This is a genomic window from Frankia sp. CoWAU3 (assembly GCF_977971855.1).
Map to the genome: position 1 here is coordinate 53,876 of NZ_CDWWXB010000001.1, position 1,059 is coordinate 54,934.

1 protein-coding gene and 1 tRNA gene are annotated in these 1,059 nt (G+C 63.8%); one reads left to right on the forward strand and one right to left on the reverse strand.

Annotated elements, in window-relative coordinates; genetic code table 11:
• Nucleotides 1-268: 268 nt before the first annotated feature.
• Nucleotides 269-353: transfer RNA gene (locus AC08ON_RS00320), tRNA-Tyr, on the reverse strand.
• A gap of 191 nt (nucleotides 354-544) precedes the next feature.
• On the opposite strand from AC08ON_RS00320, the gene AC08ON_RS00325 reads away from it, so the two are divergent.
• Entirely contained in the window at nucleotides 545-1,033 is a 489-nt protein-coding gene (locus tag AC08ON_RS00325) for a YajQ family cyclic di-GMP-binding protein (protein WP_476605926.1), read from the forward strand.
• Nucleotides 1,034-1,059: the final 26 nt, after the last annotated feature.

Genomic DNA, 1,059 nt, shown 5'->3' on the forward strand with positions numbered 1-1,059 from the left:
CGACCCGGGTACTGCGGGATGCCGGAGCGGTCGTGGAACACGTGCTCTGTGTGATCGACCGGCAGGAGGGCGGCCGGGAGAGACTCGCCGAGCTCGGTCTGACGTTGCACCCCGTCCTGACCCGGGCGGACCTGGAGGCCGCAGCCGCGGACACCTGACCGCCCGGCGACGAGGACCATCCGCGGCCGCACATTCACAGGCCCGGAGCGATGCTCCGGGCCTGTGAATCCGAGCCTGTGTAGAAGCATGATCCCCGGGAACTCCGGGATGGTGGCAGGTGATGGATTCGAACCATCGTAGGCTGAGCCGACGGTTTTACAGACCGCTCCCTTTGGCCGCTCGGGCAACCTGCCTTCGTAGAGGAGCATACCGGTCCCGACGGAGCATCGTGATGCCGCACCGCACCGCCCCGCCGCGGCCGCCGACGATCGATTACAACGGTGAGTAGCGGCTCACGAGACGAAGGCCGCGCACCACGATCACGCACAGCACTCGACTCCACACGATCCTCACCCACATCGAACCGACCAGGAGGTCCGCACACGTGGCAGATCCATCCTTCGACATCGTCAGCAAAGTTGACGCCCAGGAGATAGACAACGCCGTCAACCAGACGGTCAAGGAAATCCGGACCCGCTTCGACTTCCGTGACACCGGCGCATCCGCGACGCTGTCCGGCGAGTCGATTCTGCTTGTAGCGAACACGGACGAGCGGGTCAAGGCAGTGCTCGACGTACTTCAGGAGAAGTTCGTCAAACGCGGCATTTCCCTCAAGGCCCTGACCTTCGACGAGCCCAAGCCGTCGGGCAGGGAGTTCCGGTTGCCCGTCACCGTTCAGCAGGGCATCGCGGAGGACAAGGCCAAGGCCATCGCCAAGAAGATCCGGACGGATGGCCCGAAGGGGGTACAGGCCCAGATTCAGGGTGATCAGCTACGGGTGACCGGGAAGAAGCGCGATGACCTGCAGCGCGTGATCCAGATACTCAAAACCGAGGACTTCGAAGTTCCCCTCCAGTTCGTCAACTACCGCTGACGCGACGGAAAAGCTGGAGACAGGGT